Genomic DNA, 8,272 nt, shown 5'->3' with positions numbered 1-8,272 from the left:
CGAGACCGCCGCCCGGATGGAACACGCCCTGACCCGCACGGCCGCGGAAAACGACCCGGACTTCCTGGCCCGGGTGGCCCGGAGCTGGACCGACGCGATCGACCAGGACGGCGCCGAGCCCTCCGAAGAACTCCTGCGCCAGCTCCAGGGCGCGTTCCTCCGCAAGCCCCGCCACGGACTCCAGCACCTGGAGATCTTCGCGACCGCCGAACAGTTCGAACATCTCCTGACCGTGATGAACACCGCCACCAACCCCCGCACGCAGGCCCCGGAGCCCGGGGTGGACGCTGCCGCCAGCCCTGATTCCGCGGCGGACGGTTCCGCGGCGGGCGTGGACGTCCCGCTGGACCTGCGCTCCCGGCCGCAGAAACTCCTCGACGGCCTTGTCGGTGCCTGCAAGGTTGCCCTCGCCGCCGGGACCCTGCCCGTTACGGGAGGGCTGCGCCCGCAGGTCATGGTCACCATCGACTACCGCGCCCTCCTCGCCCGGCTCAACACGCCCGGCGGAACCAGCGACACTCACGACGGCACCCGCGAGGGCGGTTCCGGAGATTCCTTCCATCGCGGGCAGGTCACGGCGCAGACCGGGTCGCTGCTGTTCACCGGCCCCGTCACGGCCTCGACCGTCCGGAAGATCGCCTGCGACGCGGACATCATCCCGGTCCTCCTTGGCAGCGCAGGCCAGGTCCTGGACATCGGCCGGGCCACCCGGGTCTTCCCTCCCCACATCCGCAAAGCCCTCACCGCCCGGGACGGCGGCTGCGCGTTTCCCGGCTGCACCATCCCCGCGCCCTGGTGCGAAGCCCACCACATCACCTACTGGTCCCGCGGCGGAAGCACCGGGACAGACAACGGCGTACTTCTGTGTTCACACCACCACCACGTCATCCACAAGGAACACTGGAGCATCCAGGTCCGTACCGGCATCCCCTGGTTCATCCCGCCACCACACCTTGACCCCCGCCAAAAACCCCGACGCAACCACTACTTCCGCCCCGCCACCCTCGACACCCCCGGCTGACTCCGCCGGACCTGCCGCTATCCAGTTATCTCGATCATGGAGATACCATCGAACTGTGAAATCCACGAAACCAGAGGATCCGGGCAGCCCCATGGCCGCGGGCCTCGGGCGGGCCGTTCTGGAGTGGAGCGGCGCGTTCGCTGCCGGAACGCTGGTGGTGGTTCCGCTCTGGATGTTGTTGGGCAACAGCGCCGTCCTCGGCGGCCACCCGGCGCTGCCCGTCCTGCTCTTGGCTGCCGTCGCACTCGGCCTCCTGTGGATGTTCCTGCTGGCCAAAGATTCGGGTCTGAACAACACCCGGCGCCTGACACAACGCTGGCAGCCACAGCCCGGAGTGTCGCGCTGGCAACTGGCGCGCGGCATCGTGGTCCGGCTCGCTGCCCTGGGTCTCGTCGCGGGGCTGGTGTGGCTCAACCCGTTTGCTTACCAGCCCAGCGGTGCGGCCGGCCAGACCACGGGAACCACCACCGAGGACGCCACCTCCATCACTCTGGCCCCGCAAGGGAAAGCCAGTGCGGGCCTTGTTTTCTACCCTGGGGCGCGGGTCGACGCGCGCGCCTATCCGGACATTCTCGGCCCGATCGCGGACGCCGGCCATCTGGTCGTCATCCTGAAAGTACCCTTGGGCATCCCCCTGCTGGACATAGGCCAGGCCCGCGGCGCCATGGACGCCCACCCGGAGATCACCTCGTGGGCAGTCGGGGGCCACTCACTGGGAGGAGTCAGCGCAGCTTCCTTCGCAAAGTCGAACTCGGACGTCTCCGGACTTCTGCTCTTCGCCTCCTACCCCGCGAACAGCATGTCAGATTCCGCAGGGCTCTCCGTGCTGTCCATCTCGGGCTCGAATGATGGCCTCACTACTCCGGACAAGATCGCTGCGTCGAAGTCCCTGCTGCCGCCGACCGCCAGATACGCAACAGTAGAGGGTGGAGTGCACGCATTTTTCGGCGACTACGGTGAACAGCCCGGGGACGGCGAGCCGGGCATCACCCGTGAACGGGCGCAGAAGCAGATTACCGCGGAGTCCGTCCGTTTCATGGACCGGCTCCGCGCCGCGAACTGACAGGCGCCGGCTGATAAGCAGCGGCTGACAGGCGAACAGGTGGCCTTCACTCTGGCCCAAGATCAGCTTCGGGTGAACCCGCGCTAACGCCCCGCGGCGTACCCCTGTGCGCCGCGGGGATTGGCCGCTGCCTGCAGCACTCCGGTCGAAGGATCCCGCACCACCGCGGACAACCGTCCCAGCGTCCAGCCGCCCGCGCGGGTGACGATATGACCGCGGCGTTCGAGTCCGGCGATGACGTCCTCACCGAGCCGGTCCTCGACGACGGCGCCGCCGGGCTCCCAGGTGCGCGGCCAGAACGAACCGGGCATCGACGTCGTATGGAACGTGGGGGCGTCGACGGCCTGTTGCGGTGAGTAGCCGCCGATGATCGTGCGCAGCAGGTACGGCAGCTGCCATTGGTCCTGCTGGTCACCGCCGGGCGACCCCAGTGCGGTCACGGCCTGGCCGTCCCGCAGCACGAGGGTGGGCGTCAGCGTCGTGCGCGGCCGCTTGCCCGGCGTCAGGGTGGATGGTGTGCCCGGCTCCAGCCAGGTCATCTGCAGCCGCGTACCCAGGCAGAAACCCAGCTCAGGGATGGCGGGGGAGGACTGCAGCCAGCCGCCCGACGGTGTGGCCGAGACCATGTTGCCCCAGCGGTCCACGACGTCGATATGGCAGGTATCTCCGCGGGTCTCCCCGTTCGGCGCCACCGTGGGCTCACCCGCCCCGAGCCCCGCGGAGCCCACCCCCACGAGCGCCGAAGGCGTGTAGTGCATCCGCAACGGCGGCAGATACGGCTCACGGCCGGGCACCGTACCGGGCCGGAATTCATGCGAGGCCCGTTCCCCGATCAGCGCGCGGCGGCCGGCGCAGTACTCGGCGGACAGCAGGTACGCCAGCGGCACGTCCGTGTCCCCGTAGTACGCTTCCCGGTCCGCGAGCGCCAGTTTCTGGGCTTCCAGGATGGTGTGCGCCCCGAGCTCGGTGGACGGGTCGAGGTGCCGGTCATCGAATCCGTCAAGAATGGCAAGCGTCTGAAGCAACGCCGGCCCTTGCCCCCACGGCCCGGTTTTGGCGATCGTGTGCCTGCGGAACTCCATGGTGGCGGCGGGCTCGTAGCCGGCCTCGAACCCGGCGAGATCCTCCAGCGCCAGGACACCCCGATGGTCCGTACCGGAGGAGTGCCGGTGCGGGGTCTGGACCGATTCCACCATGGCCCTGGCCACGAAGCCTTCCCGCCATTCGCGGCGGGCGGCGTCGATCCTGCCCTCGCGGGAGGGCTCACGGAGGTTTGCACGGGTGCCGCGCCCCGCGGAGTCCACCGTTCCGGCGTCGACGGCGTTCCCGGCGCCGACGAGCCGCTGCAACGTCCTGGCATAGGCCGGATTCCGGACCAGCTCCCCTTCCGCCGGGATCCGTCCGCCGGGCATCCAGAGTTCGGCCGACGTGGGCCAGTGCGTCTCGAACAGCGCTGCCACGGCAGCGATCGTCGTCCCGACCCTCCCCAGCATGGGGTGCCCGTCGCGGGCATAGCCGATGGCGAATTCCAGCACACCGCCCAGTTCCCAGGTCCCGTGGTCCCGGAGCAGCAGGAGCCAGGCGTCGACGGCGGCGGGCACCGCGGCGGCCAGGGCACCTGAGCCGGGTACCAGGTCCAGGCCCTCGGCGAGGTAGTGCTCCACGGTCGCCCCGGCCGGGGCCGGGCCCTGGCCCATGAGCACGACGGGTTTGCCGGGTTCCGCCGCGGTGACGAAGACACCGGTCATGTCCCCGCCGGGTCCGTTCAGGTGCGGCTCGACAACATGCAGGACGAAGGCTCCCGCCGTCGCGGCGTCGAACGCGTTACCGCCGCGTTCCAGCACTGCCTGGGCCGCCGCCGTCGCGAGCCAGTGCGTGGAGGCGCTCATCCCGAAGGTGCCCTGCAGCGTCGGCCTGGTGGTGAACGGATCAGGCCGGGTGAACTCCACGGTGCCGGATTGCGCGGACCCCTGGGATTCGTCAGCGATGTCAGCCAAACAGGGCCGCCACGCGCGTGAGGGTCTCATACACGCCGTACCCCAGCGGGACTCCGACCAGCGCCCACGCGATGACCAGTTTGCCGCTGGACTGTTTCAGCGGTTTCTGTGCAGTACTCATCTCAGGCCTCCATGGCGGGTTCGTCGGCCCGGAGACGGTCCGGGCGTGGTTCGTGGAACCGGTCGTCGACCGGTTTGACCAGCAGGTTGGCCACAAAGCCGATGACCAGCAGCCCCACCATAGTCAGCAGCGCGGGCTGGTAAGACGCGGCAGTCAGCTGGCCGGGCTTGCCCTGGGCGTCCAGGAACGCGTTGACGATCAGCGGCCCGGCGATGCCTGCCGCGGACCAGGCCGTCAGGAGCCGGCCGTGGATCGCCCCGACCTGGAAGGTACCGAAGAGGTCGCGCAGGTAGGCCGGGACGGTCGCGAAGCCGCCGCCGTAGAAGGAGATGATGACGAACGCGAGCGCCACATAGAGGAACGTGGTGGTGGACCCGGCCAGCGCCAGCAGCAGGTAAAGGACAGCGCCAACGCCGAGGTACATCATGTAGATGCGCTTGCGGCCGGTCACGTCCGAGGTCGCGGACCAGGCGAAGCGGCCGGACATGTTGCCGATCGAGAGCAGCCCGACGAAGCCGGAGGCGACGGCGGCGCTGACCAGGGACACGCCGTCGGACTGGCGGAAGAAGTCCTGGATCATCGGTGCGGCCTGCTCCAGGATGCCGATGCCTGCGGTGACGTTGCAGAAGAGGGCGATCCAGACGAGCCAGAACTGCCTGGTCTTCACGGCGTTCTTTGCGGAGACGTTGTCGGTGGTGACGAGCTTGGCGGCCTTGACCTTGGCCGGGTCAAAGCCGGCCGGCTTCCATCCCTCGGCCGGGACCTTGATGGTGAACGCGCCGAACATCATGTAGGCGAGGTATACGACGGCGAGGGTCAGGAAGAGTTTGGCGACGGAGTCGCCGCTGGCGACCCAGCCTTTGGCACCGGAGTTGGGGTCGTACATCTTCAGCAGCGCGGTGGAAACCGGACTGGCGATCAGGGCGCCGCCGCCGAAGCCCATGATGGCCATGCCGGTGGCGAGGCCCGGGCGGTCGGGGAACCATTTGATCAGGGTGGACACCGGCGAGATGTAGCCGATGCCCAGGCCAATGCCGCCGATGAAGCCGTAGCCGAGATAGACCAGCCACAGCTGGCTGCTGAAGATGCCGAGCGAACCGATCAGGAAGCCGCTGGCCCAGAACACGGCCGACGTGAACATCGCCTTGCGCGGGCCGTTCTTGTCCACCCAGGTGCCCATGATGGCGGCGGAGAGGCCCAGCATCACGATCGCGATGGAGAAGATCACGCCGATTTCGGTCAGGCTGGCGCCAAAGTGCTTCACCAGCGCCGTCTTGTAGACGCTTGTGGCGTACGCCTGTCCGATGCACAGGTGCACGGCGAGCGCTGCGGGCGGCACCAGCCACCGGTTGAATCCCGGTGGGGCAATCGTTCGTTCACGGTCCAGCCAGCCCATAATTTGCTCCCCTTGCTTGTCGAAGACGTCGGTGTCCCGGCGGCATAGAAGCGAATGGCCCCCAACGCGGACCGTTGCCTTCGGCAATCATGGTGCAGATCATCAGCAAACCTACGATTCGTGCGCCGAGCGGTAGGGAATCCGCGATGAGCGGTCGGGCTACTTTCCCAGTCCGGCCTTCCGCAGGGCCTCGGCCATCGCCGTGTTGGCCGGTGCCGGCACGGGCGTCGACTTTTGCGGCTGCCGGGCGGCAGTCCTGCGGTCGGGCGCCGGTTTCCCGGACGGCTGCCTGGAGGGCGCCGGTGAAGCCGCGCGTCCACCCGGGGCCGCCTGACCACCGGGGGCCGCCGGCTCGTCGTCGAGCCGCAGGGTCAGCGAGATGCGCTTCCGCTCCGGATCGGCCTCCAGCACCTTGACCCGCACCACCTGCCCGGACTTCACCACCTCCCGCGGATCGGAGACGAACCGATTGGCCAGCGCCGAGACGTGCACCAGGCCATCCTGGTGGACCCCGACGTCGACAAACGCGCCGAACGCCGCCACGTTGGTGACGGTCCCCTCCAGCACCATCCCCGGCCGGAGGTCCGCGATCTTCTCGATGCCTTCCGAGAACGTCGCCGCGGCAAAGGCCGGACGCGGGTCACGGCCGGGCTTCTCGAGTTCGGCGATGATGTCCTGCACCGTGGGCAGGCCGAAGGAACCGTCGACGAAGTCCTTCGGGTTCAGGGTGGCGTAGCTTCCCGCGGCCGGCGCCTTTCCGGCGGCCGCTTTGATCTTCCGCGCCACCGGGTACGCCTCCGGGTGCACGCTGGAGGCATCCAGCGGCTCCGCTCCCCCGGTGATCCGCAGGAAGCCGGCGCACTGCTCAAACGCCTTGGCGCCGAGCCGCGGCACCTTCTTCAGCTCACTGCGCTTGCTGAACGGCCCGTGCTCGTTCCGGTAAGCCACGATGTTCTCGCTCAGCAGCGGCCCGACGCCGGCCACCCGGCTCAGCAGCGCCGGCGAGGCCGTGTTGACGTCCACGCCGACCGCGTTCACGCAGTCCTCGACGACGGCGTCGAGGCTGCGGTCCAGCTTGGCCGCGGTGACGTCGTGCTGGTACTGCCCGACGCCGATCGACTTCGGCTCGATCTTCACGAGCTCCGCGAGCGGATCCTGCAGGCGCCGCGCGATGGACACAGCGCCGCGCAGGGACACGTCCATGCCGGGCAGCTCCGCGGAGGCCAGCGCCGAGGCGGAATATACCGAGGCGCCGGCCTCCGAGACGACGATCTTTTGCGGCTTGGCGCCCTGGCTCCCAAGGGACGGGCCGGCAGAGTCCGGGCCCGACGTGAGCTGTTTGAGCAGCTCCGCGGCGAGCTTGTCCGTCTCGCGGGAGGCGGTGCCGTTGCCGATCGCCACGAGTTCGACGCCGTGCTTCCTGGCCAGGGTGACGAGCGTCCGCAGCGCCTCGTCCCATTTCCGGGCCGGGGCGTGCGGGTAGACGGTGTCCGTCGCAACCACTTTGCCGGTGCCGTCCACCACAGCGACCTTCACCCCGGTGCGCAGTCCCGGGTCAAGGCCCAGGGTGGTGCGGTTCCCGGCCGGAGCTGCCAGCAGCACGTCCCGGAGGTTGGCGGCGAAGACCCGCACGGCCTCGTCTTCGGCGGCAGCGAACATCCGGCTGCGCAGGTCGGCCGTCAGCCGGGCCAGGACGCGTGAGCGCCAGGCCACCTGGGCGGTCTGCAGCAGCCAGGCGTCGGCGGGACGGCCGCGGTCGGCAACCCCGAGGAACCGGGCCACGGCGGCTTCGTAGCGGCCGCGCGCGGCGGTGAGGGCGGCGTCGTCGTTCGGTTCCGCCTCGGCGAGGTCCAGCTCCAGCACTCCGTCCTTTTCGCCGCGCAGCAGCGCCAGGACGCGGTGCGACGGCATCCCGGCCGGCTGCTGGGAGAACTCGAAGTAGTCCTTGAACTTCTGCCCCTCGGCGTCCTTGCCCTTCTTGACCCTGGACACCATCCGGCCCTGCGTCCAGAGCCGCTCCCGCAGCGTGGCGGCGAGGTCGGCGTCCTGGGCGACGCGTTCCACCAGGATGGAGCGGGCACCGGCGAGCGCCGCGGCGGTGTCGCCGATGGAGTGCTCGGCCTTGAGGTAGCGGGCGGCTTCGCGTTCCGGATCGAGTTCGGGCCGCTTCAGCAGGGCGTCGGCGAGCGGCTCCAGCCCGGCCTCGCGGGCGATCTGCGCCTTGGTGCGCCGCTTCGTCTTGAACGGCAGGTAGATGTCCTCCAGCCGGGACTTCGTGTCGGCGCCGACGACGGCGGCCTGCAGTTCCGGAGTCAGTGCACCCTGCACCGCGATCGCCTCCAGGATGGTCCGCCGGCGGTCCTCCAGCTCGCGGAGGTAGCGCAGCCGCTCCTCCAGGTCGCGGAGCTGGGTGTCATCGAGGGTCCCGGTGGCTTCCTTGCGGTACCGGGCGATGAACGGCACGGTGGATCCGGCGTCGAGCAGGTCCACGGCCGCTTTCACCTGCCAGCCCAGCACACCGAGCTCCTCGGCGATCTGGGCGGCGATGCCGGACTCCTGCGTGTGCGGAGCCTGGGTCTGGTGCGACGGGGTCTGGTGCGACGGGGTCTTAAGGGACGGGGTCTTGGCTGACGGGGACGGGCGCTGCGGGAGTTGGGTCACCCTGCCATTTTGC

General features: G+C 69.4%; 6 protein-coding genes. 2 read left to right on the top strand and 4 right to left on the bottom strand.

Annotated elements, in window-relative coordinates:
- Together ACZY0Y_RS16425 and ACZY0Y_RS16420 are read left to right on the top strand one after the other, a co-directional pair.
- Positions 1 to 1,021 (top strand): HNH endonuclease (locus ACZY0Y_RS16425; protein ID WP_463959168.1); only part of this gene is annotated, 1,021 nt, incomplete at its 5' end.
- 55 nt (positions 1,022 to 1,076) lie between these two features.
- The gene (locus tag ACZY0Y_RS16420; protein ID WP_463959166.1) at positions 1,077 to 2,084 is read left to right on the top strand and encodes an alpha/beta hydrolase; all 1,008 of its coding nucleotides are present in this window, start codon (positions 1,077 to 1,079) and stop codon (positions 2,082 to 2,084) included.
- 83 nt (positions 2,085 to 2,167) lie between these two features.
- Here ACZY0Y_RS16420 and ACZY0Y_RS16415 read toward each other — a convergent pair whose 3' ends face one another.
- From ACZY0Y_RS16415 to ACZY0Y_RS16400, 4 genes are all read right to left on the bottom strand, one after another.
- Positions 2,168 to 3,973 carry a gamma-glutamyltransferase family protein gene (locus ACZY0Y_RS16415; RefSeq protein ID WP_463959173.1) on the bottom strand — a complete coding sequence of 602 codons (1,806 nt, stop codon included), beginning with the start codon at positions 3,971 to 3,973 and terminating at the stop codon, positions 2,168 to 2,170.
- A gap of 100 nt (positions 3,974 to 4,073) precedes the next feature.
- Entirely contained in the window at positions 4,074 to 4,202 is a 129-nt protein-coding gene (locus tag ACZY0Y_RS16410) for an MFS transporter small subunit (RefSeq protein WP_463959165.1), read from the bottom strand.
- Position 4,203: 1 nt separating this feature from the next.
- On the bottom strand, positions 4,204 to 5,598 hold the full coding sequence (locus tag ACZY0Y_RS16405) for an OFA family MFS transporter (protein ID WP_463959164.1): 1,395 nt from the start codon (positions 5,596 to 5,598) through the stop codon (positions 4,204 to 4,206).
- 159 nt (positions 5,599 to 5,757) lie between these two features.
- Positions 5,758 to 8,259 (bottom strand): Tex family protein, encoded by a 2,502-nt coding sequence (locus ACZY0Y_RS16400; protein ID WP_463959163.1) that lies wholly within the window; start codon positions 8,257 to 8,259, stop codon positions 5,758 to 5,760.
- Positions 8,260 to 8,272 lie beyond the last annotated feature (13 nt).

Source organism: Pseudarthrobacter kochi, assembly GCF_055412805.1.
This window is presented reverse-complemented; position numbering and strand designations above follow the sequence as displayed.